The organism is Mesorhizobium sp. B2-8-9, assembly GCF_006439475.1.
GTDB lineage: Bacteria > Pseudomonadota > Alphaproteobacteria > Rhizobiales > Rhizobiaceae > Mesorhizobium.
Genome location: NZ_VFTQ01000033.1, coordinates 1 through 23,309, shown reverse-complemented (window position 1 = coordinate 23,309; position 23,309 = coordinate 1). Strand labels below are relative to the sequence as shown.

Below are 23,309 nucleotides of genomic sequence, written 5' to 3'. Positions count from 1 at the left end.
GGTTTATACCGGAGACATGGGTAACACTTTTGGCCCGAAGGGGTTGTGGAGTGGTTCGAGCCTGAATGTCTCATCATCAAAGTACCCCAAATCATAGTCCATGAAGCTGGCAAGCCAGATATGGTCTTCGATCTGTTTGATGCCGACGGTCTGGCCGGCAAAGACGAGGCTAAGGTTGATCTTCTTGCGATTGTAGCAGATGCGACCGCAGGTGGTGACGGTGACGGCCTTATCGTGAAACGGATAGTCGAGCTCTGGCAAGCCAGTGTAGGGGCGCGTTGAGGGCGTGTAGCGCTCTGCCGGGCAGTCCATGCCGAGCGCCCTCGCGGACGTATTTGCGGCGGCAATCACCGTATCCGCCCCGGCCTTTGTTGGTATGCCCCGTGCAGTGATAGTAGACGTATTTGCCCTTCTTGATCTCCGCCACGACGGCGCAGCCGCATTCGATGCAGCTCATCAGGCCGGTGAAGGCGAACTCGTTTCCTATCGGGTGGGCTGGGACCGAATTGCGGCCCGTCAGAACGCCCTGGACCCGCTCCCATAGCTCGATCGATACGAGCGGTTCGTGTTTGCCCTGGTGCAATTTGCCGTTCCACTGGAATAGTCCCGTATAGAGCCGGTTGCGCAGGATCATATGCACGGCGCTGACCGGAACCGGATTGCCGCTCTTGGGATAGATCAGCCCATCGCCATGGGCGGCCTTGGCCAGGGTTTGAGTGAATACTGGCCGGTTGCGTAGCGCTCGAACAGCTGTGTGACGACTGGAGCCAGTTCAGGATGCGGCTCGATTACCTTTTTGCCATCCTTGCCCGTGGTGTTGACATAGTCCAGCGGTGCCCTAGTCGGCCAGATGCCCTGCTCCGCTTTCTCCATCTGCCCCTTGCGGGCCTCTTCCGACAGGTTGTCGATATAGTTCTTGGCCATCAAGACTTTGATGCCGTGCATGAATTTTTCAGATGAGCGCGAGTCTCGCGATAGCGTCACACCTTCCTTGGCAAGGTGGATTTCTACATCCAGTTCATCGAGAGTCACCCAGTCCTCAGGTTGCGATAGAGCCGGTCGGTCTTCTCGACGAGGATGCTTCGAATGCCGGGATGCTTTCGCAGATATTTGACCATCTCGGTGAAGTTTGTCCGGCCACTGGTCTTGGCCGTCTCGACGTCGATAAACTCCTGGACAATGTCGAACCGCTGCTGCAGGGCGTAGTCCCGCAGCAGCTTGCATTGCGCCGAGATGGAGAAGCCTTCCTTCTCCTGCTCCTTGGAAGAGACGCGCGCGTATAGCAGCGCCTTTACAAGGCCTGCGGGCTTGGCGATGCATCCAACGCGCTGGTTCATCTGCGACGCCTCCCTGTTCATCGCACGGCCGCAAACGCGAAGGCCGTCAAAGTAATCATGAATCGCCAGCTATTGCCCCGGTCAATCCGTTCCCATTCGGCAAGGATGCGGAAGAAGCCGCCGATACTGTCGACGATTTGCCATGCATCTTCGCTTGAGACCGACCTCCCCATGCGAGCCTCAAACAAGCGAGCCGTTCGTTCCAGGAAGGCCTCGTCAACAACGCGCCGCCGCGAAAACAGATCGGCCTCTGCATCGCGTCTGACACCGCGTTTCGCAGGACGGCGCGCCGCTTTCACCGTTTTTGTCCCGAGCATATCTGCATCGGGATAAAGATGGGGGAAATCGCCTCAGCGCCGAATGGCCGTTATGTGCGCCTGCGTATCCTTTTCTACTCTGTATCGGACAACAACGGCCGGTTCCTGACAAGCGGGAGATCAGCCGCGTTCTTTCCGAGACCGATCAGATCGGCGGCTATGGCTTGATACCGTCGACAATCCGCCTGAGCGATGGATCGGTCGGGCCGCTCAAGTGGCACGCTCCCGGCGACTGCCTTCAAATCACGCAGGACCGATTCGATGTGTGGCCAGGGAAAATCTGTCGGGTCGTCGTCGCGATCCGCGCCGACAATTATCTCCAGCTTGGCGACAACGCCGAGAAGTGAGTGTGCAGGCGTACGGGGAAGTCTATCCTGGATCTTCAAAGCCGCTGTCGCAGCCTCAACTTCCGCCTGGTAGGCGATCGAATAGCCGGCCTTCACGTCCATCGGCGGCGCACAGCCGGCTCTGAGACTACGGGTTTCCAACCATTGCTGGAGCCGGCAAAGAACCCGCGAGACATGCTGGGCCCGCAACTAGTCTCGTAGCAGCGCAAAAGTGGGATCTGCGCATCTGTTTGCCGCCCGCTCGTTGCTTCGCTGCTGCGTGACGGAAAGCAAAGCCGTGGTATTGTCGGAATCCCGTCGGCTGGACGGCAAATGATACCTGGCGAATGACCTACGCGGACACGGCCGTCACATCTTGACACACCGCCCTTACGGGAACCTGCAGAGGACCGTAAAGACGGGAACTGAGAATCCAGGTAAGACGGAAAGCCAAGCCTGTTCAGAAAGCGCCATCCACTTTCCGAAGCGCAATTTGACTTTTCAACGATACGGGCGCGTTTCTGACTGTTAGTCAAATCTGCCTGTCTCGAAGACCAACGATTGCGGGACATCGTGAGATTACCGCCTGGAAGGACCTTTCGAACGCGAAATTAGTGGTTGGCCAAAGTATATCCAATATTCCTGTGGATAACTTCCTTATGACGAGATTGCGTCGTATCACATAAGTGTGAACTGAGTATCGATAAGCAACTTGCTCGGGGGTGATCATGAAGCGGTTGCTTGTTGGCGCGGCTGTTCTTGCCGCTGGCGTTGTCGGCGCGGATATTTCTGCAGTCTCTTATATTAGCCGAAGTGAAGGCATAATGGCGCGTGCGCAGCAGGCGCAAAGCTCTTCGGGCAATACATATACGCCGGCAAATGGTCTTGGCAATGGCGGAGCAGGCTTCGGCTCAGGCGCGCAGCCCACTCCAGGAACGACGGATCAGCCGCAGGCCAGCGGTTCCGGCACCCCAGAAGTCACCGGCAGCCCGGATGCGGCGTCCAAGGTCGGCGCCAAGCCGGATGATGCCAAAAATGCTGATGGCTCGATCGCCACGGATGGCAGCAAGGCCGCCGACAGCAAGACGACCGGAACAAAGACGATTGGAACGAAGACAACCGGCGAAGCGGCCAAGACCGGCGATGCGGAGGCTGCACCTGGGGAGCCGGCGGCGCAGACGATGGCGGCCACGGCCGCCACGACGACAACAACCACGAGCGGCGATCCTGAAGCGATCGGCACGCCGAAGGTCGATCTGCCGAAGGCCGCAGGCAACGGCAATCTCGGCTATTCGGTCGCCTTCGACGTGCCGGTCTTTCATGGAATCGAGCCGCAGGTCGCGCTCAACTACAATTCCTCGCGCAAGACCAAGCTTAGCGGCCTCTATCAGGGCTGGCTGGGTTACGCCTGGGGCTTGGACGGCATCGACGTCATCGAGCGCGCCCACGCCCGGCTATGGCATGCCGGCCTATGATGCCAATGACATTTTTCTGCTCGATAGCCAGGCGATGGTCGCCTGTGTGGCCGGCATGGTCTCGCCGTCATGCTCGACCGGCGGCACCCATGCGACCGAGAATGAAAGCTATCGCCGCATTGCGCTGAACAGCACCACCAATGAATGGAAGGTGACCGACAGGGACGGCACGGTTTCGACCTTCCGCTCGGTCGGAGCGGTCGCCAACCTCAATCCGACAGCCGGCACGCCGGCCTATGATCTTGCTTTCAGCTACCGGTGGCTGCTGACCTCTGCCACCGACACCAACGGCAACACGGTCACCTACAGCTATACCTGCCCGGCAGCCCGACCTGCTATCCGGCGAGCATTACCTATAACGGCGCCAGCATCAGCTTCTACTACGAGACCCGTCCGGACCTGATCCTGATGGGCAATGGCCGCGACATCGCACGCTGACCTGGGACGAGGCCAATCGGCTCAAGACCGTCACGCTCGCTTCCAACACCGTCAACCTCAGCTACGGTCCTGACGGCGCACGAGCGAAGAAGGCCTCGACCTTTGCCACCACCCTCTATCCCGACGCTGCGATAGAGATCGATCCGGCCATCCCTGGCTCGGAGGTCTACACCCGCTATCCGCATCCGGACATCAAGGTGGTCGGCGCCACAAAATACTTCCTGCACCGCGATCCCCTGGCCTCGGTGCGCATGGTCACCGACAGCTCAGGCGCCATCACTGAAGCCACCAACTACGCCACATACGGCGAGCGGCTCAACTCAGGCTTCCAGACGCAGAAGAGCTATATCGGCGAGCGCTTCGATCCGGAAACCGGACTGCTCTACCTCAATGCACGGTATATGGATCCGGTGCTCGGACGCTTCATCTCTCCTGACGACTGGGACACGACGCTGCCCGGCGTAGGAACGAACCGATATGCGTATGCCCAGAACGACCCAGTCAACAAGGCCGACAACAATGGCCATTCGCCTCGCGGACGACAGCGCAGCGGGATTGGTAAATAGCGCTAAGGAGGGCGGTGATTCGCGATCTGACGCGTCGTCTGACCCAAGCACAAGCGATCAAGATGTTGCGAATTCATTCCCTGGCGCGTTTGCCGACAAGAAAGACTGCGACTGCGATAAGGTAAGTCAACTCGCCATACCTCAAGGCCCGGTTGACGTGGGCCCGGCTGGACTTGAACCGCTTGTAGCGGGACATAAAACTCGTGTCGACTCGCTGAAGGCTCTTGGCGAGAGGCTTGCCAAAGATCTCGGCCTAACGAAAGATGATGAAGAGGATGCCGGTAAATTTGTCTATCGCGCTTTAGCACCTGGCGAGGATCCCTCAGTAGGGTTGTTCGCGAGGGATCGTATGGCTAACGTATTTCCCTCGAAACACGTTATGCTAGGCACGAATATGCAGAGCTCTAATTGGATTTCGACTACTAAAAGCCCTGCTGTCGCGATCGGCAAGTATGCAAAGGGGGATGTCTCAAATGTTGTTCGTATCGACTTGTCCAAAGTCAAGACACGGGTTGTAGACGTATCGAATGGCGAATTTCCAAAAGATGATCCTGGACGAAATTTTCCGTCGGCGAAAAATTTCGCACGAGCCGATCAAGAAGTTTTGATCGACGGTCATGTTCCCGCTCAGGCTATATCGAGGATAGGTGAATGATCAGCTCGCACGAAATCGAAAACGAGTTGTTCTCGGTTGAAGTTGGCTTTTTTGTGAAACTTCACCAGAGAGAGTTTGACGATGTTGCTGCGAACCGAGCCTTGGCGGCAGTGAGAAAAATAGAATTTGGAAAAGATCATAAAGAAAACTATAGAATTATCATGCTGATTTGGCCAATCAGTCAACTTTTTGATGTAGCAATGGGATACGGCGTCTCGGGTAATATTGAGCATTACAAGAAGTTGTTTGATGAAGAGTTGTTTAAGATTTTTGGGAGTCTTTCGGCATTAGTGGAATAATAGACCGTCGTACTATGGTCATATTTCATTTAATACTCAGATAATTAGCGTATAGATTGACTACATCGCGGATATCATTGGCACCCTTGAACGCTGCGGCAACACTGCATCAATTTTGTTGGTGCTCTCACCGATGCCGAAGGAGGGACGAAAAATTGGGAATTGCGGTGACAGTGCACTAATTTTCCATCATAGTCCCGATTGAAGCCCGTCCGCCCTGGATTGAACATATGGCTCGGCTTGCCCGCATCGTCGTTCCCGGTCTGCCACACCACGTCACGCAGCGCGGCAATGGACGCGCCAAGGTGTTTTTCACACCTGAAGACTATGCGCTCTATCGGAACCTTCTGGTCGAGCATTGCCGGCCTGCCGATGTCGGCATCTGGGCATGGTGCCTGATGCCGAACCATGTGCATCTGATCCTGACGCCCACCGATGCCGATGGCCTGCGGCGCGCGCTCGCTAAGGTGCATCGCATCTATGCGGGAACCATCCATGCGCGGCAAAAGAAGACCGGGCATTTCTGGCAAGGCCGGTTCGGCGCCGTCGCGATGGACGAGGATCACCTTCTGTCGGCGGTACGATACGTCGGGCTCAATCCCGTCCGTGCGCGGCTGGTGGAGCGGGCGGTCGACTGGCCCTGGTCAAGCGCTCGGGCGCATCTGACGGGCGAACCAGACGGCGTCACGGATCTGGAGCCGATCAAGGACCGGTTGCCATCAATGGCCGGCCTGTTCGATCTTGTCGAAATGGATGCCGCGGCTTTCGACGCTTTGCGCAAAGCCGAGAGCGTCGGCAGGCCGGTGGGCAGCGACGCGTTTCTGGGCCGGATCGCCGCGCAGATCGGGAAAGCGGTGAAGCCGGGCAAGCGCGGCAGGCGACCGAAGCAAAATAGTGCACTGTCACCGTAATTCCTTAATCGCGCCGGTTTTGACGCAACGGGCAAATACGCTGAGAAGGCTTATTGATGGATCTAGAATACTCTAAAAAGTTGCTAAGGATCCTGATTCACAACTCATCTCAAATCCTGAATGCAGGGTTTGGAGTTGATAGAGCTGAATCTTCATTCTTTGATGTGATTGACCTCCTTAGGGAGGTCCCACCCCTCAGGGAAGATTTCCTTTTGATGGTGAAGGATACCCTCAAAAACCGTGATCCGTCGGGGCTGGACGAAGGAAGCGTCCCAAGAGAGCTGGTTGAACTGGCGGCTCATGAGTTACGCTGGCAAGAATTTAGAGCGCTTGCTAACGAAAGAGTTAAAAGTATTTTTGGGGGAGACGTTGCGCTGGCTCGCAGCGATATAGCCCATACTATTGCTGAAGCATATCAAGAAAGTTGGGAGGGCCGTCAATTCTATCGACGATACAATGAACATGAGTGATGGGCCTATAGAGTCCACTACAGTCTCGTTCTTGGCCGCAAGGCGCTTGGAGCAGTGCCGACTCGTTTCTTGGGCAGCCGCTCGTGCTCGCGGCGATCGCGCTTAAGCCTGAAAAGGTCTCACGAACCATAAACCTGTGACTAATTCCGCCCACCCCTTTTGTTCCACACGCGTTCCCAACACCCTCTATAAACTGCAAATGGCACGCCCGGCCGAGAATCAGCCGGGGCGCGCGGGGTGGGGCGTCATGGTGACGTATAAGGCACAGCTTCTGGATGGCTTCGACTGGTGGCGTGATGAGCTTCGCGCTGTCTGGATGAGCCTTGCCCGTAAGCCAACACAGCCGAAACCTTTCGACTGCACCATCACCATGGCCGATGACGGCATCCGCGTGCTGGCGACGGGCGGGCCGGAATTCCAGTCGCCGCCGCTGCCGCTCGATGCGACCTCGGACGAAATCGCCGCACTCCTGCGCTCCGGCCGCAGGCACCCTTCCGTCGCGATCCGGATCGACAGCGCGCTTCTGCTGAAGCGGCGGCTTGGTGCGCGACGGCTGCCGGTGCGGCAGGCGCGCGACATGGCTGAGCTCGACCTGATGGGCTCGACGCCGATCGACCCGTCGCACGTCTATATCGTCTTTGCCGACGAGGCCGAAGGCGGCTCGTCCTATTTCGTCGTCAAGAAGAAAACCCTGGCGCCGGCGCTAGAAGCGATCCGGGCGGTCGGCGGCACTCTCGCCTCGCTGACCATCGCCGATGCCGAACGGATCCTGCGGCCGGACCCACTCAGCCTGGCGGCGATCTGGCCCGCCAGGGCGCGCGACCGGTTTACGCGCCGCGTCTGGCCCGCTGCCGTCGCAATCGTCCTCCTTGCCCTTGCCGCGACCTACGGCCATGCGCAGTGGCGAAGCTGGCAGGCCGGCAGCGTGCTCGACGATGAGATCGCCAGCGCCCAGGTCGAGGCCAGGAAGGCGCGGGCCTCGCTGCAGAAGCGCCAGGCCGAGCTCGAGCAGACCGAAAAGCTGCGCGCCGAGAAGAAGAACACTGTGCCTGTGGTGCGCATCCTGGCCGAGCTGACGCGGCTCTTGCCCGACAGCGCCTGGGTGAGCGATCTTTCCTCGAAGGGCGACCAGCTGACGATCACCGGCTTCGCCACCTCCGCCGCCGACCTAATCCAGCCCATCGACGCCTCGCCGCTGTTTTCCGCGCCGGAATTCTCTTCGCCGGTGACCAGGGTTCCGGGCCAGACCGGCGAGCACTTCACCATCACGGCCAAGGTGGAGGAGCCCTGAACCAATGCTGAGCGCGATCCTCAACAGCCGGCTTCTGGTCCGCCGCTCCCTGGCCCTGGCGATCGCCGCCTTCGGCGTGCTGGTGACCGGCTGGCTGATCTTTGCCGCGCTGGGCAGCGTCGCTTCGGCAAACGCCGGCATCCACCAGAAACGCGAGACGCTGGGCCAGATCGAGGCCGTGGTGGCGTTGGCCAAGACGATGGAGGCCTCCGCCCCGCCGGCCGCCGCCGCCGGCAATGGCGAGTTCCTGTCCGGCGAGAGCGAGGCGGTCATCCGCGGCACCCTGCAGACGAGGCTGAACGCGATCGCCGCCTCGAACAAGGTGGTGGTGCTGTCGGCCGGCAACGCGCCGGCGCTTAACGAGGACGGCGTCGCCTATCTCGGCCTGCGCGCCAATGTTTCGGGCACGCTGGAAGGCGTGCACGGCTTCATGCTCGGCCTCGAGACCACGCTGCCGGTGCTGTTCGTCCGCGAAGCCACCTTGCGGGTCACCAACGTCGCCCCTTCCGAAGCGCCCAATGTCGAGCCGGAGATCTTTGCCGAAGTGCTGTTTTATGGCGCGCTGCCGCCGGGCATGGCCACGGCCGCGGCAGGGGCCGCGCCATGATCCGGCCCGTGGCAGCGCTCGGTCTCGGTCTTGCCGCCGTCGCGCTGGCGCTGACCAATGTCGTGCTCTACGAAACGCCGGTCGACATCTCGCCGACCGCGCCATCGGCGCAGCGCAACATACGCGAAGCGCAGGCCGGCGCCACGGGTCTGCCGGCCGCGGCCGATAGCACCGGTTTTGCCGAGACCTTCGCGCGCCCATTGTTCACGCCGACGCGGCGCAAATTCGTCCCCGTCGCCGAAGGGGCGCCGGCGCCTGCCCAAGTGGCCTCGGATCCCACCCCGCCGGCCCAGCCGGTAGCAAGTGCTGCGCCTCTTCCCGCGCCCGCCCTGCTCGGCATCAGCATCAATGGCGCCCGCGCCCGTGTCCTGCTCAAATCGGCAGGAGCCGATACGGCCAACTGGTATGGCAATGGCGAGACCATCGACGGCTGGACGGTGTCCGGTGTCGAGAAGGATGCGGCGATCCTGGAGCGGGGCGGAAAATCGGCCCGGATCTTGCTCTACCCGCCAGCGCCGCCGACAGTTCCCGCCGGAGGCGGCGATGGCTGATCGCTCCGCGGACAAGAATGCGGGCTTCGCGCTGGTCGCCGTGCTCGTCTTCATGCTGATCGTCTCGGCGATCGTCGCTCCCTTCGCGCTGACCGCGCGCAGCCGGCTCATGATCGCCGGCAACGAGACGGAGCAGCAGCGGCTCGCGATGGTCGCCGACGGCCTGGTCAATGTCGTGGCCGGCGAGTTGTTCGACGGCTCAGCGACGTCGAAATTGTCGCAAGATGCCCAGCCCGCGCGCTGCCATGCCGGACATTTCAGCTTCGAGCTCAGCGTCCAGGACCATCGCGGCCTGATCGATCTCAACGCCGCCAACGACAAGTTGCTGGCGCAAGGCCTTGCGTCATTCGGCTTCGATCCGCGGATGGCAGGCGAGATCGCCAAGGCCATCGTCACCTTCAGAAGCCCGCCCAATGCCTTTGCCGCCGGCACGCAGCCACGCTCCTCGCTCGGCCCAAGTCAGAACAAGTTCGCGGCCTTCGAATCCGTATCGGAACTGCAGGAATTTTCCGCGCTCGCCTCGATCCCGTTGGGCGATCTCTATGCAGTCTTCACCGTCGATCTCAAACAGGGAGCGATCGTTTTGGCCAAGGCGCCGAACAGGCTGCGCAATTTCGTCAACACGGCACCGCAGGCCGAGCAGCCGGCCGATCCGGACAGGAACGGCGGCAGCCTCTACACGGTCGAGGTCACCGCCCGGCGCGACGGCTCGGGCATTGCCGGCCAGGCCGGATTCGTGGTCGAGAGATCGGCGCTGGCCACCACGGGCTTCATCCGGATATCGCGCATGCCTGCCGCCGAAATCGACGGCCCTACCGCATTGGCGCCCACCATCAGCTGCGACGGACTTTTCGGCACGACCGTGGCGCAGATCTTGGCCCGCTGGAGCTAGACCATGAACGCCGCGCTTCAGACTTCTCGTATCGAAGCCTTCCTCGCCTTCCTGGAGAGCGAAAAAATCCTCACCGCGCACAGCGTCCAGCGCGCCCTGGGTGCGGCGAGCACATCGGGGCATCCGTTCGACACGGTGATGACCGAACTCGGCCTGATCGGCGAGCAGGAGCTTGCCAGCAGCCTCTGCCGTTTCCTCGACGTGCCGATGCTTGCCGAGTTGCCGGAGGAGCTGAGCCCGCAGATGCTGGCCAGCGTGCCGCTCTCCTATCTCAAGGAAGACGCCGTGCTGCCGCTGGAGATGGACGACCGCCAGCTGGTCGTGGCGGTGGCAGATCCTTTTTCGTCGGCGACCATCGATGCGCTGGCCTTTCACTGGGAAAGGACGCCGTCGCTGCGCGTCCTGCCGCGGCGCATGATCGGCGAGTGCATCGACCGGCTGGAGCGCTTGGCGGCGGAAGCGGTATCGCTCGAAGTCGGCAGCGCCGGGCCGGCGGATTTCGGCTCGGACGATCTCGAGCGCCTGAAGGATTTCGCGCGCGAGGCGCCGATCGTGCGCTTCGTCGCCGACACCATCCACCGCGCCGTCGATGCCAAAGCAACCGACATCCATATCGAGCCCCTCGAAGACCACGTGCGCATCCGCTTCCGCAATGACGGCATGCTGTCGGTCGTCGACACGGCACCCTCGGCGATGCTGTCCGGCGTCTCGACGCGCATCAAGATCCTGGCGCGGCTCAACATCGCCGATCGGCGGCTGCCGCAGGACGGGCGCATGCGGATTGCCGTGCGCGGGCGCGATGTCGATCTGCGCGTCTCGGTCATCCCGTCGATCCATGGCGAGGCCATCGTGCTGCGCATCCTCGACCGCGCCGGCGTCGAGCTGCGCCTGGAAAAGCTCGGCTTCGACGAAGCCGCGCAGACCAAGATCCGGCAGATGTCGCGCGCCGCCAACGGCATCGTGCTGGTCACCGGCCCGACCGGCAGCGGCAAGACCACCACGCTTTACTCGGTCCTGGCAGAATGCTCCCGGCCCGACGTCAAGGTGTTCACCGTCGAGGACCCGGTCGAATACCGGATGGCCGGCATCACGCAGCTGCAGGTCAATCCGGCCATCGACCTCGATTTCGCCACGGCGCTGCGCTCGATCCTGCGCCAGGATCCCGACATCATCCTGCTCGGCGAAATTCGCGACCGCGAGACGGCGCAGATTGCCATCCAGGCGGCGCTGACCGGCCATCTGGTGTTTTCGACCTTGCACACCAACAGCGCGGCCGGGGCGCTGACGCGCCTGCGCGACATGGGCGTCGACGGCTACCTGCTCGGCGCCACCATCCGCGGCGTCATCGCGCAGCGCCTGCTGCGGCGCGTCTGTCCGGCCTGCCAAGGCGCCGGCAACGTCGCGTCCTGCAAGAGCTGCAACGGCTCGGGTTACAGCGGGCGCACCGTGACCTACGAGATGCTGCAGGTGTCACCGCGCATCGCGGCGCTCATCGACGAGGGCGCGAGCGAGCTCGAGATCGCCAAGGCGGCGTCGGAAGCCGATCTGACGACTATGGCCGCTCACGCTGCCACACTGGTCGAACGCCAAGTCACCACACTCGAGGAAGTGCGGCGCGTCATCGACCTCGGCGGAGGCGGCTGATGCCATCATTCGCCTATCGCGCCTATCTCGCCGATGGGACCAGGGAGAACGGCGTCGTCGAGGCCCCGACCAAGCAGGGTGCCGCGCGCAAGCTCGCCCAGCAAGGCCGCCGCTCCTATCATCTGGTGCCGGCAAGCGAGGAGAAGGCGCAGATCAGGCTGCCCGGCAGGGCCAGCCTGACGCTGACGCGGCGCGTCGATCTCAGCCGGCTCTTTGCCGAGCTTTCTGTGCTGCTCAACGCCGGATTCACCATCGACCGCGCCTTGAACGCGGTCATTTCCGGCGAAGGCAATGTCGCCAGGCGTCAGCAATTGCAGGCGGTCCTGGACCTGACCACCGGCGGGCGCTCCATCGCCGACGCGTTCCTGACCCTGCCCGGCATCACGCCAGAGGTCGCCGCCTTGCTTGCCAGCGGCGAGCGCAGCGGCAAGATGGCCTATATCTGCCAGCGGCTGGCCGACGCGTTCGAAGCCAGAGCGAAACGCCGGACCTCGATCATCGAAGCCCTGACTTATCCGGCCTTCCTTCTTCTGGTGATGTGTGGCGCCATGGTCGTACTGGCGACGGTATTGGTGCCCGCGTTGGAGCCGATCTTCGAGGGGTCTTCCGCCCGCAAGCCTTTCACGATGCGCATGCTCTCCTCCTTCGGCCACGTCTTCAACGACTATCCGTTCGTCTTCCCGCTCGCTGCCCTCTTGGCACTGCTCTTCTATCTCGTTCTGTCGAAGTCCCCGGCGACAAAAAGCGTCTTCTCGCGTTGGCTTCTCAAAACACCGGTGATCGGTCCGCTGGTGACCAACGCGGTGCTTGCCCGCTATCTCGAAACCTTGTCGCTGCTGCTCGGCAATGGCGTGACGATGAGCGAGGCGCTGCGCCTGGCGACCAATGTTTCGCAACAGGCATCGTTGAAAGCGAGCTTTGCGGCAGTGGAAGAGGAAGTGGCGAACGGCGCGCGGCTTCACAACGCCGTCGCCAATGCGAAGCTGTTCGACAACGCCACGCTGTCGCTAATCTCACTCGGCGATGATGCCAACGCGCTGTCCCTCGTACTCGACCGCGCCGGCAAGATGCTGCAGTCGGCGGTGACGCGTCGAATCGACACGCTGCTGAAGCTCCTGACACCGGCTATGACGATCTCGCTCGGCTTCCTTGTCGGCAGCCTGGTCGTCTCGGTGATGACGACGATCCTCAGCATCAACGACTTGGCGCTGCAATGAGAACATTTGCTGCCGTACCAAGACACAAGCGAGGCCCCGAACATCAAGGTGAAGTCGGCTTCACCTTGATCGAGCTGCTCGTCGTGCTGGCCATCATCGCCGTCGTCGCGGCAATCGCGGCACCCGGCATTGTCCAGAGATACCGGTCGGAAAGCCTCGAAAGCCTTTCCAGCGAGATCGTTGGTCGGATTCGCATGTCGCGCACGGTGGCGATCGCCACGACCAGACCGCAGCAGGTCGTCATCGATGTCGGCGACCGCACGATCCGCTTCGGCGACCAGCCGGTGCTTGGTTTGCCCGAGGACATGAAAATGAGCGTGACCACGGGTCGCGAGACGGTGACGGACCGCCAGACAGCCCTTACGTTTCTTCCTGACGGCAGTTCGTCAGGCGTGGAGATCGATCTGCAGCGTGGCGCCCAGACGGCGCATATCGAAGTGAACTGGCTGACCGGGCTTACCAGCCGGACGATAAAGCCATGACGCCCGGCAGCGAAGACGGTTTCTCGATCCTCGAAATGATCGTCGCCATGAGCATCCTTGCGCTCGTCCTTGGCATCGCCAGCCAGACAATCGTGCTCGCCAGCCGCAGCTTCGTGACGGCGCGGGAACAAGTGGAAGCAGCACGAAAGGTTCGGGAAATCATGGCGCAGTATGACTCGGATGCTGGAATCGGGGGAACGGCTGGGCTCGACGCCATTGGGCAATCCGGCTGGACGGTCAAGACTCAGCCGATTGGTGACGGCAAGGCAAAGCTCGACGCCATCATCATTGAAAAGAGCGGTGCCGGGGCGGGAACATTTCTCACCTTCATGCCCGCCAGACGGCAGGGCTCATAGTGAGCGGTTCTGTTCCTCGTGTGCCCTCCTTCTTCATCGGGGCTTCCTCCCGTCGAAGGAAGTGGCGTCACCAAAGGAAGGCGCCCGGCACGCAAACATACCCGGCCGCGAAGTGTCGATCGATCGAGGGATTCGCGCTGATCGACATACTGGTGGGGCTCGCCCTTATAGGCGTGGTATCCGCACTGATCGTCACCTTTCTCGGGCAAGCGCGAACGATGGTGCGGATCCAGAACGCCACCCAGATGCAGATGGAGGTGGACGCCGCGACACGGTTTCTCGAAATCGCGCTCAGCAATGCCGAGGCCCTGCCCCTCATGCAGTCGACACCCGACGACGTAATCTATTTCAGCGGCGGACCCGATCGGCTGCAATTCAACGGCATCATTGCGATCGGCTTCGGCTCGTCCGCCCTCAGGCAAATCGCCATCCAGCGCACCGAAAATAACAGCCTGGCCATCATTCAGATACCGAGACGGGGCGGCGCTGCTGGTGCCGACGATACGATGGGAAACCAGAGGGTGCCCTTGATCGCTGGCGTGACCGGCCTTCATTTCGAATATCTCGACGGCGCCCAGCGATCGTGGTCGGCCGACTGGAAGCTCAACCGACGCCTTCCGGCCGCCATCCGCTTCAGGATATCCGTTGCCAAGGGCGGCGCGGCCTATTCGTCTGACGGCTTCGCGCGGTTAAACCTGGCAAGCCTACCCGCAGAGCGACATTACTGACGCGGTCGTTTCTTGACCAATCTAGCTGTTTGATCCCAGGCTTTGATGGGGCATCCTTATCCTCCGAATCAAAGGATGCGCTATGGGCCAGGTTCTTCATGGAAGCGCCACGACGACAGAGGCGGTCCGTCGAGCGATACAGCATAGTCAAGAGAGCTTGAGGGTCTTGGCCAAGCGCTACGGGATCAACCAGAAGACGGTCGGCAAATGGAAGAATCGGACCTCGGTCGCTGATCTGCCGACCGGCCCAAAAGAGCCGAGGTCGACGGTTCTTTCCGTCGAGGAAGAGGCGGTCATCGTCGCCTTTCGGCGCTATACGTTGCTGCCGCTCGATGACTGCCTCTATGCTTTGCAGCCGACGATCCCGCATCTGACGCGCTCGTCATTGCATCGCTGCCTACAGCGCCACGGCATCAGCCGGCTGCCGGATGTCGAAGGTGACAAGCCTTCGAAGAAGAAGTTCAAAAGCTATCCGATCGGTTACTTCCACATCGATATCGCCGAGGTGCGGACCGAACAGGGCAAGCTGCACATGTTCGTCGCCATCGACCGCACTTCGAAGTTCGCCTTCGTCGAATTGCACGAGAAGGCCACCACCGCCGTCTCGAGAGACTTCCTGCTGCGGCTGATCGCAGCCGTCCCCTACAAGATCCACACCGTGCTCACCGACAACGGCATCCAGTTCACCACGCCCGGCGCCGGAGGGTCGGCCGTGCCGCTGATCAAGGAGGCGATCGCCAACGGCGAGCGCTTCTGGGCTCATGCCTTCGAATACGCCTGCGCCACGAACGACATCGAGCATCGCACCACCAAGGCCAAGCACCCATGGACCAACGGTCAGGTCGAGAGAATGAACCGGACCATCAAGGAGGCCACCGTCAAGCGCTTTCACTACGAAAGCCACGACCAGCTCCGCCAGCATCTCGCCGACTTCGTTGCGGCCTACAACTTCGGCCGCAGGCTCAAGACCCTCAAAGGCCTCACGCCCTACGAATCCATCTGCAAGGCATGGGCCTCCCAGCCCGAACACTTCCGGCTCAATCCGCTCCAGCAAATGCCGGGACTAAACATCTAGCCCTTCCCGGCCCGGATCAGAAGGCCAGCATCAATTGCTGACATCCTGGTCTTCGCCGGTTCCGTCGGGCTTGCCATCACGCCCGAAGGTTCGGATCACCACGCCGCTGGCATCGGCGTTCGGCTCATAGACATAGGGCTTGCCCCAGGGATCGTTGAGCCCGCTCGTCGTCTTGAGATATGGACCATTCCAGTGTGTTTCGCCGGCCGGCGCCGTCACCAGCGCCTTCAGGCCTTCGTCGTTCGAGGGATATTTGGCGTTGTCGACATAGTAGAGCTCGAGCGCGCTCTCGATGTTCTTGATCTGCGCCTTGGCGGCGCTGGTGCGCGCAGAACCCAGATAGCGTAGCACCTGCGGTGCCACCAGCGTGGCGATCAGCGCGATGATGGCCAGCACGACCAGAAGCTCGACCAGGGTGAAGCCGGCCTCGCCTTTGTCGGCGTGCGTGTCCCCGGTTTTGCCTTGCTTGCGTCCGGCCAAGCCGGTGAGATGGAAAATTCGCATCACAGTAGTCCCAAATTCAGCCCGACAAATTGTTCCAGCGCCCAACTGCAGCCGAGCCCGAGCGCGATGAACGGCCCGAACGGTACGCGCGCCCGCGCCGCCGCAGGCCCCGTGGTAACCACCTGCCCGCCGACAAACAGCAGTGCCCCAGCACTGGCGATAAACAGCAGCACCGGCAACAGCAGCGGGTTGATCCACAGCGCCGCCGCGGCCAGCATCTTCACGTCGCCAAGGCCGAGGCCGATCCTGCGGGTGAGCAGGAAATGGCCGCGCCGCAGCGCCCAAAAAACCGCCAGCGTCGATGCAGCGATGAAGACCTGCATCGGCGCATCGGCGCGCTGCGTGACCAATTGAAAACAAAACCCGCTCACGGCAAGCGCCGCATTGAGCGCGTCAGGAATAATCTGCCGGCCCAAGTCGATCAGGGCAATGGCAACGAGGATAGCCGTCAGGATCAGGCCGGCAATGAGATGGATCGCGACGTCCATTGGCATGGTCAGTAGGCCAGTCTCTTCACATCCTGTTGCAGCTTGGTGCCGCCGCGCCGCTGCTGGATCGGCGTTTGCAGATTGATCTTGCCGCGGAACTCTTCCGTCACCTCACGTGCCTCGTTGATATCACGGACGACATGCGGCTGGATGAAGATGATCAGTTCGGTCCGCTTGATGCCGTCATCCTTTTGTTTGAACGCGTTGCCGATAAGTGGGATGTCGCCGAGGATCGGCACCTGGCTGCGACCGATGCTGTTTTTTTCTTGAATGAGACCGCCCAATGCCAGGGTCTCGCCATCGTTCACCATCACGCGCGTCTGGACCTTGCGCTGCTGGATGGTCGGCGAATCAATGCCCGAACTCTTCGTTGGGGTGGCGTCGCTGACCTCCTGCTGGATGTCGAGCATGACGCGGCCTGCATTGTTGATGCGCGGCGTCACCGTCAGGATGACTCCGGTGTCCTTCATCTGCACCGAGTTGATGATCGGCGCGGTGCCGTTGCCGGTATCCTGCGATTGCTGGGTCAGGATCGGCACCTGGTCGCCGACCTGCAGGATCGCTTTCTGATTGTTGAGCGCCATGATCGTGGGCGCCGAAATGACATTGACGTCGGTTATCGAGGAGAGCGCGTTGAGGGTCACCTGGATGTTGCCGGTTGCATAGCTCCAGCTAAAACCGCCCATGAAGGCCGAGGCGGCACCCTTGGCAAGGTCGGACACCGAGACCTTGGTGCCGCCATTTTCGAAGAACCAGCGCAGGCCGTATTTCAGGTCGTCGTCGAGCGTCACTTCGGCGATCACCGCTTCCAGCATGACCTGCGTCGGCAGCACGTCGACCTTGGCCAGGATCTGCTGGATGCGCTCATAGTCGCGTGCCGTGGTCTGAATCAGCAGCGCATTGTTCTCGACATCGGCGACGACCGTGGCGTGGGCTGGCCCCTCACCCTCCTGCTGAGGCAGCGAAGGCGACGGCCCGGTGAGCGGCGCCGGCGTGACACCGTCCGACTGCATGGCGATCGGCGTCATGTCGGGTGAGACATTCGAACCGGAGGACCCTCCTTCCGTCTTAACCGACGTGCCAAGCACCGTACTCAAAACAGAAGCCAGTTCCTTGGCCGGCCGGTTCTGGATCTGGTAGACGAAGAGCTGTTGCTCATTGGTTTCCGCCAACCTGTCCAGCTTGCCGATCCAGGTCGCGGCGCGAGTCAGATAGGCGGGACGCGAGGTGATCACCAGCACGGAGTTCAGGCGATCGTTGGGGATGAACTGGATCACCTTGGCGCCGGGGCCGTCCTTGGTGCCGAAGATGGAGTCGAGCTCCGTGGCCACGGCCTCCGGCTTCGAGGCCTTCAGCGGATGCAGCGCCACCGACATGCCGCGCATCCAGTCGACATCGAACACCGCGACCGCCTCGCGGATCGCCGCGAGATCGGTGTTGTTGCCGGCGACGGTGATCAGGTTGCGTGTGGAATCCACTCGCAGCACGGAGCCTTGCCGGGTGATCGGCTCGAGAATGGTCTTCATTTCGTCGGCGGCGATGAACTGCAGCTGGATGACCTGGACCTTGACACCCGGGCCCGACGGCGAAACGGACGGCACGCTGACCGCCGGCGTGCTCGACAAGGTCTCCGAAAGCGGTACGATCTGGTAGGTACCGGCGCGCTTGACAATGCCGGCGCCGTTCACGGCCAGCGCCGATTCCAGGATGTCCGACAGCGCCTCCCTGGAGACCGGCTTCGAGGTCTGCAGCGTCACCGTGCCCTGGACGCGCGGATCGACGACGTAGTTGACCTGCAGCGCGTCGCCCAGCACCGCCTTGGCTGCCTGCGCCACCGGCGCGTTGACGAGGTTGAGCTCATATTGCCCGCTGCCGTCGCCGGTCACCTGGGCGACCGGCGCGGAGGAACCGACGAAGTCGCCCGAGCCCTGATACTGCGCGCCATTGAAGCGCTGCGCCCGCTCCGCGGCCGAGCCGATGGTCGCGGGGCCGGTATAGCCGGCGCGCAAAGACGAATTCTTGGCATGCAGGCTCTCGACTGTCTCGGTGAAGAAGTCCCCGCCCGACGGCGACTGGCAACCGCCAATCGCCAGCAGCATGAAAAACACGACGCGACTGACTGGCTTGACTGACATCCACCCGATTCCCCTGAAATTTTACTTTAGGGCTTCTTGCGAGTGTGTGGGGGGATTGATGGAGATGTTGGGAGTCTATCCACAGGGTTGGTGTGGGAGCGGATTTTCTGCTGAGGTAAGGAGATTAGCCATGGCATTCGCGGCCCGGCATACATGGCTTGCAGTGATAGACGGAGCGCATAATCGTCAGGCGTGAGCACACATTGCCCCGCCCTACGCTGCGGCAACCCCACAACAGCAAGACGAGTTACGACTATCTGCAATAAGAGATACACTTCCGAACAGAGGCACCTAAATCCTGCGATTGTCCATTTGAGCTTAAGGTAATATCCAGCTCTTCACCTCCAACCTCTCCTCCTTTTTTCAGGCGGGCATATGGAGTTAATTTGTATCTATCTTCCAATTCTTTCACAACTGACATCTGTAAGCACTTACGGAATAACGCTTTATAAGATTTAATTCCATATTTTGAAACGGACTCTATGAGCAAATCAGGGTTGACATCCTCATCCAGAACGTTGCTAGTATGCAACTCAACAATTCGGCCTACAGCTATGCCGATTTCTAAGTCGTTGGTAGACGCTAATTCTCCGACCGCGATTGCCGGCCCCACAAACATCTCCCACCCAGCAATGGTAGTAACCATCGGGACGCCCAAGATAAATCCGTCAATAATAAACAAAAAGCACTTTTTCATTAAGGAACCACCGTAGTCTTTACGTCAACACCAGATGTCTTTCCTGAGGCTTTTGCGGCATCAATAGCGGCTTGCTGAGCCTTATTTGGAGTTCCCGGAATAGCAATATCTAGTTCTCTCTTCTTTATTGAACCACTTGTAATTGCTATAGGCTTTCCTTCTCGCGTTAATCCGGTTGCGCCGTTGAAATTAGCTACCTCTCTCACGTAGCTTTTTAGAGTAGCCTCCAACTTCTTTGGGTCCTGGTATGTACGTGCGCGCAAATTTACAGACTTGATGCTGCGAGCAACACCTGTTGCTGGGTTCCAGCTATCTATAGCTCGAAAGTTTGAGGCAAGATTAGCGCCCAACATTTTTTCTATTGTGAAGCCACGAACAACCGGTTGCTCCAGAGCCCACACACTGGCTTTCGAAACTAGCTTGCCGACCGTTGCTCCCGCAAGCTTATTTAAGGCTTCGCCAGGAATGGCTCCGATTGCCATATTGGCCATAGCAGTCGTTTCACTTGTTTGTGTGACATCGTCCTCCGTCTCCGGAGTATTGGCTTCTGTGGTGCCACTAAGATACGATACCGCTGCCCCTACCACGATCCCGATACAAACAGGACAGAGCCCATTTTGATCGCTCCGATTGACCGGGTCATTCCCTGCGTAAGCGTATCGGTTTGTACCTACACTCGGTACTATCGGATCGATTGGATCTGGCGATATGAATCGCACCGTATGAACAATAGTGCGCTTGGTTTGCCGCTGTGACTTTAGGGCGAACCCAGCCGATGCATAGGCACTGGCCGCGCCAGAAATCACGAGCGAAATCGTAAGCAATACAGCCAACACACGCTGCAGAATTTTGACTCTCGTCGACTTCCCCATAAATCCCCCACAGCGGTCAAAATTGTTCGATCTAATTCAGTTTCGGCTCGCGCCAGCCGAGCGCCTCGGCCTTCGCGAACGCCTGCTTGTTGGCTTGGTAAAGCTCATTCGCGTAAGCCACCTTGTCCGGCGGAATGTCGCTCTGCTTCGGATATTTCTTGATGATCTCCGCATCGAGCAGTCGGTAGTATGCTGTGCCTTTCTTCACCAGCGTGTAGGCGTTGGCCGGATAGGCATCAATCAGCACATCGGCCACCGCGATGGCGTCCTCGTAGCGGCCTGTTTCCAGCAGGTGGTCGAGCACCGGCGTTGCCAGCACGGAGAGCGCCTCCCGACGCGACAGCGTCTTGAGATAAACGCCGTTGGCGATCGCTTCGTCGGTCATCGGCAATTTTTCGCGATACCAGATATCGCGCGTGAAGCCGGCGCCGCTGGTCGTCTCGAGGTTCCAGGTCTTGCCGGTGGCATCGTCGGTGAACTTGACGAACACGTGCAGCGGCGCGGTCGACAGCGTCAGGTTTATGCCAAGCCGCTGCCCGAGAATGACGAACAGCGCAGGCATCGAGACGCAATTGCCCTTCCGGGTCGCAAGATAGTTAGTCAGCGATTGCGAACGGGGTTTTTGCCCAAAAGGGTCGGAGAGGTCGTATTCGAACGGCCTGCCATTGTTCCACCAGCCGCCCTCATAGAGGAAGGTGCGCAGCGCCTTCATCTTCTCCATGCCGATCGCGGCCGCATCGGGCGGCGGCGTGGCGAGCATCTTGTTGACGATGCCCACCATCCGGTCGATCTCGGCAAGCGCGCCAGCATCATCGATGGCGGGATCGACGAACTTGTCGATCGCCAGCTTGGCTCGCCCGAAATCCATCCCGGCTTCCGGCGCATTGACAAGCCCCCGGACGAAAGCCGCCGGATTCGATGAGCCGATATCTCCGGCCGCCGCCGAGTGGACGCTAACCAGCAGCAACAGCCCGGCAATAATCGCCGACCAGACCGCCGGTGGAAATGCAATGCTTCGGGACTTGGAGGGCGCGCTCATGGATTGCGCTCCTTCGTCTCACCTGGATCGGCCGGCACGAACCTCCCCAGCACCGGATCCATGTAGCGTGCATTGAGGTAGAGCAGCCCGGTCTCTGGATCGAAGCGCTCGCCGATGTAGGACTTCTGCGTCTGGAAGCCGGAGTTGAGGCGTTCGCCGTAGGAGGCGTAGTTGGTGGCTTCGGTGATGGCGCCTGAGTTGTCGGTGACCATGCGCACCGAGGCCAGGTGATCGCGATGCAGGAAGAACTTTGCTGCGCCCACCACTTTGACGTCGGGATGCGGATAGCGGGTGTAGACCTCCGCGCCCGGGATGGCCGGATCGATCTCGACCGAGGCGTCCGGATAGAGGGTGGTGGCGAAGGTCGAGGCTTTCTTCACCCGTGCGCCGTCAGGGCCGTAGCTCAGGTTGACGGTGTTGGAGGCAAGGCTGACGGTCTTCAGCCGGTTGGCCTCGTCCCAGGTCAGCGTGCGGCTGCCGTCGGAGGTCAGATTGCCGTTGGCATCGTAGGCCATGGCGTTGGCGCCAACAGATGTCGGCGCATGCGGCCGCGGCGATGTCGCTGCCGGATAGGTGTAGGTGCCGGCGACACGGCTGCGCGAGGTGAGATTGTCGTTGGCGGCGTAGGCGAAGGTCTCGTCGAGCGTGTTGTCGCCAAGATTGTCCGACGAGGTCAGCCGGTCGGCATTGTCATAGCCATAGGTCCAGCTGTCCGCTGATGTGAGCCCCGTCGTGCCAGTGATGCGGCCGAGATTGTCGCGGGCGTATTGATCGTCGAGGAGGATGGTTGCGCCTCTCGAGGTGGTGACGCGTGTCACCCAGCGCCGGGGCGGCGAGTAGGTGAAGGCGGTCTTGACCCCATTGGCATAAGTGATCTCCTTGGTCTGCCCATCGGCCTCATAGAGCGTCGAGGTGATGAAGCCGGAAGCGGAGGCAAGCTTATTGGCGGCCGTGTATTGCAGGGGCGCGGCAGAAGTTCCGAAGTCGAGCTCGACCGGCAGATATTGCGTGGCGATCGGCTGTCCGGAGGCATCGCGGGTGGTGATGGTGGTGTGGGTGAGCGTGCCGATGGTGGCATCCTGGCGCGCCACCTTGCCGAAGCCGTCATACTTGTAAGCCTGCGTCGCCGCTGGATTGGTCGAGGTGGTGAGCTGGCCGATGTTTTGGAAGCCGGCAGCCGCCTGGTCATAAGTGTTCTGGGTCAGCGTCACCGCACTGCCGCCTGAGGCCGTTGCCGTCTTCAGTGTCAGCCGGTCCATCTGATCGTAGGCAAGGTTGGTGACGGTACCCCTGGCGTCGGTCTGGCTGACGAGCCGGTTGGCGGCATCGTAGACGTAAGACCAGGTGCCGAGATCCGGATCGGTTGCCGACAGCCGATTGCCGAGCATGTCGTAAGTGTAGGACCAGCTGGAGCCGCCGGGGTCAGTGACGCCGGTCAATTTGCCAAGCACGTCGTAACCACGGCTCTCAAGCAAGGTGAGGCCGCCAAGGTCACGGGCAATGGCCGCGATGTCACCGTGGGTCGTCCACGTGGTTTTTGTCTGATGGCCGAGTTCGTCGGTCAGCGTAACCGCGTTGAGACGGGGATTGGGTGTGCCCGTCGCCGTTGCCAGCTCGTTGAGATAGGTCCGCTGGCTGCTGTCGGGGTTGACCGTCCTCACCAGTCGGTCGTTCCAATCATAGAAATTGGTGGTCCATTGCGCGGCATCGCCGACGAACCTTGGGAAGGCGGTGCGCAGCACATTGGAGCGCTGATCGTAGTCGGTGTCGGCAATGCGCCTTGGACCAGCCGCCGTCTCTCCGGGCGTCTCGACCCGGTAGACCCGGCCGAGCCCGTCATAATAGGAGCGGGTGAAGTCTTCGCCGGCGCCATTCGGCAGCGGGGTGTATTTGACCAGCGCCTGACTTGCCGGATTGCCCTCGTTCTCGAACCGCGT

General features: G+C 60.8%; 29 protein-coding genes and 1 pseudogene. 17 read left to right on the top strand and 13 right to left on the bottom strand.

Annotated elements, in window-relative coordinates; all coding sequences use genetic code 11:
* Positions 1-3: 3 nt before the first annotated feature.
* The 6 genes and pseudogenes from FJ423_RS28265 to FJ423_RS28250 form a co-directional block, all read right to left on the bottom strand.
* Positions 4-324: pseudogene (locus FJ423_RS28265) on the bottom strand (integrase); the annotation flags it as partial.
* Positions 230-679, bottom strand: a complete 450-nt coding sequence (locus FJ423_RS34410; protein WP_246680341.1) for a recombinase family protein — start codon at positions 677-679, stop codon at positions 230-232. The gene FJ423_RS34410 and the pseudogene FJ423_RS28265, both read right to left, overlap by 95 nt.
* Positions 679-1,032 carry a hypothetical protein gene (locus FJ423_RS34405; protein WP_246680338.1) on the bottom strand — a complete coding sequence of 118 codons (354 nt, stop codon included), beginning with the start codon at positions 1,030-1,032 and terminating at the stop codon, positions 679-681. Before FJ423_RS34405 ends, FJ423_RS34410 begins: the two co-directional genes overlap by 1 nt.
* The gene (locus FJ423_RS34400; RefSeq protein WP_246680337.1) at positions 1,029-1,337 is read right to left on the bottom strand and encodes a recombinase family protein; all 309 of its coding nucleotides are present in this window, start codon (positions 1,335-1,337) and stop codon (positions 1,029-1,031) included. Before FJ423_RS34400 ends, FJ423_RS34405 begins: the two co-directional genes overlap by 4 nt.
* Positions 1,338-1,354: 17 nt before the next feature.
* Positions 1,355-1,654: a hypothetical protein gene (locus tag FJ423_RS28255; protein ID WP_140846201.1), complete on the bottom strand. Its 300-nt coding sequence runs from the start codon at positions 1,652-1,654 to the stop codon at positions 1,355-1,357.
* A gap of 74 nt (positions 1,655-1,728) precedes the next feature.
* Positions 1,729-2,103, bottom strand: coding sequence for a hypothetical protein (locus FJ423_RS28250; RefSeq protein ID WP_246680336.1), 375 nt, complete (start codon positions 2,101-2,103; stop codon positions 1,729-1,731).
* Between the two features lie 701 nt (positions 2,104-2,804).
* On the opposite strand from FJ423_RS28250, the gene FJ423_RS33765 reads away from it, so the two are divergent.
* The 17 genes from FJ423_RS33765 (at position 2,805) to FJ423_RS28175 (ending at position 15,637) form a co-directional block, all read left to right on the top strand.
* Positions 2,805-3,455 carry a hypothetical protein gene (locus tag FJ423_RS33765; RefSeq protein WP_181174930.1) on the top strand — a complete coding sequence of 217 codons (651 nt, stop codon included), beginning with the start codon at positions 2,805-2,807 and terminating at the stop codon, positions 3,453-3,455.
* Positions 3,442-3,858, top strand: a complete 417-nt coding sequence (locus FJ423_RS33760) for a hypothetical protein (protein ID WP_181174929.1) — start codon at positions 3,442-3,444, stop codon at positions 3,856-3,858. The genes FJ423_RS33765 and FJ423_RS33760 overlap by 14 nt, the downstream gene beginning before the upstream one ends.
* 232 nt (positions 3,859-4,090) lie before the next feature.
* A complete protein-coding gene (locus tag FJ423_RS33755; RefSeq protein WP_181174928.1) occupies positions 4,091-4,459 on the top strand; it encodes an RHS repeat-associated core domain-containing protein in 369 nt (122 codons plus the stop codon).
* Positions 4,413-5,114 (top strand): hypothetical protein, encoded by a 702-nt coding sequence (locus tag FJ423_RS28240; RefSeq protein WP_140846200.1) that lies wholly within the window; start codon positions 4,413-4,415, stop codon positions 5,112-5,114. Before FJ423_RS33755 ends, FJ423_RS28240 begins: the two co-directional genes overlap by 47 nt.
* Positions 5,111-5,413 (top strand): hypothetical protein, encoded by a 303-nt coding sequence (locus tag FJ423_RS28235; RefSeq protein WP_140846199.1) that lies wholly within the window; start codon positions 5,111-5,113, stop codon positions 5,411-5,413. The genes FJ423_RS28240 and FJ423_RS28235 overlap by 4 nt, the downstream gene beginning before the upstream one ends.
* A gap of 230 nt (positions 5,414-5,643) precedes the next feature.
* Positions 5,644-6,324: a transposase gene (locus tag FJ423_RS28230; RefSeq protein WP_140846198.1), complete on the top strand. Its 681-nt coding sequence runs from the start codon at positions 5,644-5,646 to the stop codon at positions 6,322-6,324.
* A gap of 56 nt (positions 6,325-6,380) precedes the next feature.
* Positions 6,381-6,794: a hypothetical protein gene (locus FJ423_RS28225; protein WP_140846197.1), complete on the top strand. Its 414-nt coding sequence runs from the start codon at positions 6,381-6,383 to the stop codon at positions 6,792-6,794.
* Positions 6,795-7,041: 247 nt separating this feature from the next.
* Positions 7,042-8,085, top strand: coding sequence for a PilN domain-containing protein (locus tag FJ423_RS28220; protein ID WP_140846196.1), 1,044 nt, complete (start codon positions 7,042-7,044; stop codon positions 8,083-8,085).
* 4 nt (positions 8,086-8,089) lie between these two features.
* Positions 8,090-8,692, top strand: a complete 603-nt coding sequence (gene gspM / locus FJ423_RS28215; RefSeq protein WP_140846195.1) for a type II secretion system protein GspM — start codon at positions 8,090-8,092, stop codon at positions 8,690-8,692.
* Positions 8,689-9,243 carry a hypothetical protein gene (locus FJ423_RS28210; RefSeq protein ID WP_140846194.1) on the top strand — a complete coding sequence of 185 codons (555 nt, stop codon included), beginning with the start codon at positions 8,689-8,691 and terminating at the stop codon, positions 9,241-9,243. The genes gspM and FJ423_RS28210 overlap by 4 nt, the downstream gene beginning before the upstream one ends.
* Positions 9,236-10,135, top strand: coding sequence for a general secretion pathway protein GspK (locus FJ423_RS28205; protein WP_140846193.1), 900 nt, complete (start codon positions 9,236-9,238; stop codon positions 10,133-10,135). Before FJ423_RS28210 ends, FJ423_RS28205 begins: the two co-directional genes overlap by 8 nt.
* A 3-nt stretch (positions 10,136-10,138) precedes the next feature.
* Complete coding sequence (locus FJ423_RS28200; RefSeq protein WP_140846192.1) at positions 10,139-11,779, top strand: GspE/PulE family protein; 1,641 nt, start codon at positions 10,139-10,141, stop codon at positions 11,777-11,779.
* Positions 11,779-12,996 carry a type II secretion system F family protein gene (locus FJ423_RS28195; protein ID WP_140846191.1) on the top strand — a complete coding sequence of 406 codons (1,218 nt, stop codon included), beginning with the start codon at positions 11,779-11,781 and terminating at the stop codon, positions 12,994-12,996. The genes FJ423_RS28200 and FJ423_RS28195 overlap by 1 nt, the downstream gene beginning before the upstream one ends.
* Positions 12,993-13,478, top strand: coding sequence for a GspH/FimT family pseudopilin (locus tag FJ423_RS28190; RefSeq protein ID WP_140846190.1), 486 nt, complete (start codon positions 12,993-12,995; stop codon positions 13,476-13,478). Before FJ423_RS28195 ends, FJ423_RS28190 begins: the two co-directional genes overlap by 4 nt.
* Positions 13,475-13,834 (top strand): prepilin-type N-terminal cleavage/methylation domain-containing protein, encoded by a 360-nt coding sequence (locus FJ423_RS28185; RefSeq protein WP_140846189.1) that lies wholly within the window; start codon positions 13,475-13,477, stop codon positions 13,832-13,834. The genes FJ423_RS28190 and FJ423_RS28185 overlap by 4 nt, the downstream gene beginning before the upstream one ends.
* Positions 13,834-14,562, top strand: a complete 729-nt coding sequence (locus tag FJ423_RS28180; protein ID WP_246680334.1) for a general secretion pathway protein GspJ — start codon at positions 13,834-13,836, stop codon at positions 14,560-14,562. Before FJ423_RS28185 ends, FJ423_RS28180 begins: the two co-directional genes overlap by 1 nt.
* An 82-nt stretch (positions 14,563-14,644) precedes the next feature.
* Entirely contained in the window at positions 14,645-15,637 is a 993-nt protein-coding gene (locus tag FJ423_RS28175; protein ID WP_140846188.1) for an IS481 family transposase, read from the top strand.
* Positions 15,638-15,667: 30 nt separating this feature from the next.
* On the opposite strand, the gene gspG is transcribed toward FJ423_RS28175, so the two are convergent.
* The 7 genes from gspG to FJ423_RS28140 form a co-directional block, all read right to left on the bottom strand.
* The gene (gene gspG / locus FJ423_RS28170; protein ID WP_140846187.1) at positions 15,668-16,141 is read right to left on the bottom strand and encodes a type II secretion system major pseudopilin GspG; all 474 of its coding nucleotides are present in this window, start codon (positions 16,139-16,141) and stop codon (positions 15,668-15,670) included.
* A complete protein-coding gene (locus tag FJ423_RS28165; RefSeq protein WP_246680333.1) occupies positions 16,141-16,629 on the bottom strand; it encodes an A24 family peptidase in 489 nt (162 codons plus the stop codon). Before FJ423_RS28165 ends, gspG begins: the two co-directional genes overlap by 1 nt.
* A gap of 8 nt (positions 16,630-16,637) precedes the next feature.
* Positions 16,638-18,764 carry a type II secretion system secretin GspD gene (gene gspD, locus FJ423_RS28160; protein ID WP_140846185.1) on the bottom strand — a complete coding sequence of 709 codons (2,127 nt, stop codon included), beginning with the start codon at positions 18,762-18,764 and terminating at the stop codon, positions 16,638-16,640.
* Positions 18,765-19,017: 253 nt separating this feature from the next.
* Complete coding sequence (locus tag FJ423_RS28155) at positions 19,018-19,461, bottom strand: hypothetical protein (RefSeq protein ID WP_140846184.1); 444 nt, start codon at positions 19,459-19,461, stop codon at positions 19,018-19,020.
* Positions 19,461-19,952, bottom strand: coding sequence for a hypothetical protein (locus FJ423_RS33750; protein ID WP_181174927.1), 492 nt, complete (start codon positions 19,950-19,952; stop codon positions 19,461-19,463). The genes FJ423_RS28155 and FJ423_RS33750 overlap by 1 nt, the downstream gene beginning before the upstream one ends.
* Positions 19,953-20,364: 412 nt before the next feature.
* Positions 20,365-21,372, bottom strand: coding sequence for a transglutaminase family protein (locus tag FJ423_RS28145; protein ID WP_140846183.1), 1,008 nt, complete (start codon positions 21,370-21,372; stop codon positions 20,365-20,367).
* A partial coding sequence (locus FJ423_RS28140; RefSeq protein WP_140846182.1) for an RHS repeat-associated core domain-containing protein occupies positions 21,369-23,309 on the bottom strand: 1,941 nt, incomplete at its 5' end. The genes FJ423_RS28145 and FJ423_RS28140, both read right to left, overlap by 4 nt.

Coding starts and splice junctions, on each gene's coding strand:
- FJ423_RS34400 (WP_246680337.1), bottom strand. CDS start 1,337: ATGAACCAGCGCGTTGGATGCATCGCCAAGCCCGCAGGCCTTGTAAAG.
- FJ423_RS28255 (WP_140846201.1), bottom strand. CDS start 1,654: ATGCTCGGGACAAAAACGGTGAAAGCGGCGCGCCGTCCTGCGAAACGC.
- FJ423_RS28250 (WP_246680336.1), bottom strand. CDS start 2,103: ATGGACGTGAAGGCCGGCTATTCGATCGCCTACCAGGCGGAAGTTGAG.
- FJ423_RS33765 (WP_181174930.1), top strand. CDS start 2,805: ATGGCGCGTGCGCAGCAGGCGCAAAGCTCTTCGGGCAATACATATACG.
- FJ423_RS33760 (WP_181174929.1), top strand. CDS start 3,442: ATGCCGGCCTATGATGCCAATGACATTTTTCTGCTCGATAGCCAGGCG.
- FJ423_RS28240 (WP_140846200.1), top strand. CDS start 4,413: ATGGCCATTCGCCTCGCGGACGACAGCGCAGCGGGATTGGTAAATAGC.
- FJ423_RS28235 (WP_140846199.1), top strand. CDS start 5,111: ATGATCAGCTCGCACGAAATCGAAAACGAGTTGTTCTCGGTTGAAGTT.
- FJ423_RS28230 (WP_140846198.1), top strand. CDS start 5,644: ATGGCTCGGCTTGCCCGCATCGTCGTTCCCGGTCTGCCACACCACGTC.
- FJ423_RS28225 (WP_140846197.1), top strand. CDS start 6,381: ATGGATCTAGAATACTCTAAAAAGTTGCTAAGGATCCTGATTCACAAC.
- FJ423_RS28220 (WP_140846196.1), top strand. CDS start 7,042: ATGGTGACGTATAAGGCACAGCTTCTGGATGGCTTCGACTGGTGGCGT.
- gspM (WP_140846195.1), top strand. CDS start 8,090: ATGCTGAGCGCGATCCTCAACAGCCGGCTTCTGGTCCGCCGCTCCCTG.
- FJ423_RS28210 (WP_140846194.1), top strand. CDS start 8,689: ATGATCCGGCCCGTGGCAGCGCTCGGTCTCGGTCTTGCCGCCGTCGCG.
- FJ423_RS28205 (WP_140846193.1), top strand. CDS start 9,236: ATGGCTGATCGCTCCGCGGACAAGAATGCGGGCTTCGCGCTGGTCGCC.
- FJ423_RS28200 (WP_140846192.1), top strand. CDS start 10,139: ATGAACGCCGCGCTTCAGACTTCTCGTATCGAAGCCTTCCTCGCCTTC.
- FJ423_RS28195 (WP_140846191.1), top strand. CDS start 11,779: ATGCCATCATTCGCCTATCGCGCCTATCTCGCCGATGGGACCAGGGAG.
- FJ423_RS28190 (WP_140846190.1), top strand. CDS start 12,993: ATGAGAACATTTGCTGCCGTACCAAGACACAAGCGAGGCCCCGAACAT.
- FJ423_RS28185 (WP_140846189.1), top strand. CDS start 13,475: ATGACGCCCGGCAGCGAAGACGGTTTCTCGATCCTCGAAATGATCGTC.
- FJ423_RS28175 (WP_140846188.1), top strand. CDS start 14,645: ATGGGCCAGGTTCTTCATGGAAGCGCCACGACGACAGAGGCGGTCCGT.
- gspG (WP_140846187.1), bottom strand. CDS start 16,141: ATGCGAATTTTCCATCTCACCGGCTTGGCCGGACGCAAGCAAGGCAAA.
- FJ423_RS28165 (WP_246680333.1), bottom strand. CDS start 16,629: ATGGACGTCGCGATCCATCTCATTGCCGGCCTGATCCTGACGGCTATC.
- gspD (WP_140846185.1), bottom strand. CDS start 18,764: ATGTCAGTCAAGCCAGTCAGTCGCGTCGTGTTTTTCATGCTGCTGGCG.
- FJ423_RS28155 (WP_140846184.1), bottom strand. CDS start 19,461: ATGAAAAAGTGCTTTTTGTTTATTATTGACGGATTTATCTTGGGCGTC.
- FJ423_RS33750 (WP_181174927.1), bottom strand. CDS start 19,952: ATGGCCAATATGGCAATCGGAGCCATTCCTGGCGAAGCCTTAAATAAG.
- FJ423_RS28145 (WP_140846183.1), bottom strand. CDS start 21,372: ATGAGCGCGCCCTCCAAGTCCCGAAGCATTGCATTTCCACCGGCGGTC.